The organism is Streptomyces sp. NK15101, from assembly GCF_020400725.1.
Lineage (GTDB): Bacteria > Actinomycetota > Actinomycetes > Streptomycetales > Streptomycetaceae > Streptomyces.
The window spans coordinates 1-491 of record NZ_JAINVG010000217.1 but is presented as its reverse complement, the minus strand read 5'-3'; the positions used below and the strand labels follow the sequence as shown (position 1 = coordinate 491).

General features: G+C 68.6%; 1 protein-coding gene. It reads left to right on the top strand.

Annotation, left to right across the window (positions count from 1 at the left end; all coding sequences use genetic code 11):
• Window positions 1–34 precede the first annotated feature (34 nt).
• On the top strand, window positions 35–491 hold a 457-nt coding region (locus K7G60_RS38685; protein ID WP_225805641.1), incomplete at its 3' end, for an FG-GAP-like repeat-containing protein.

The following is a 491-nucleotide window of genomic DNA, read 5'->3' as shown; positions in this document are numbered from 1 at the left end:
CACCCCTTCCCTGAACGGTGACGGGAACGCGGACATGGCGGTCCTGACCACCACCGGCGATCTCGCGGTCCGCAACAACATCAACGCCGGCGGCTACTTCGACGGCGGCGCCGTCCTCAGCAAGGGCTGGTCCAACTTCCTCGGAGGCACCGGCCAGGGCCGCCTCTACACCGCCGACACCAACGCCGACGGCCTGTCCGACCTCATCGTCCACGAGACCAACGGCAACGTCTCCATCCGCCACAACCTCGGCGCCGGCAAGGGCTTCGACGGCGGCACCGTCGTCTCCCAGGGCTGGTCCAACTTCCTCGGAGGCACCGGAAAGGGCCGCCTCGACTTCGCCGACACCAACGGCGACGGCGCCGCCGACATGATCGTCCAGAGCCCCGACGGCACCGTCGCCATCCGCGTCAACCACAACAACGGCGACTACTTCGACGGCGGCACCGTCGTCTCCCAGGGCTGGTCCAACTACCTCGGCAACACCGGCC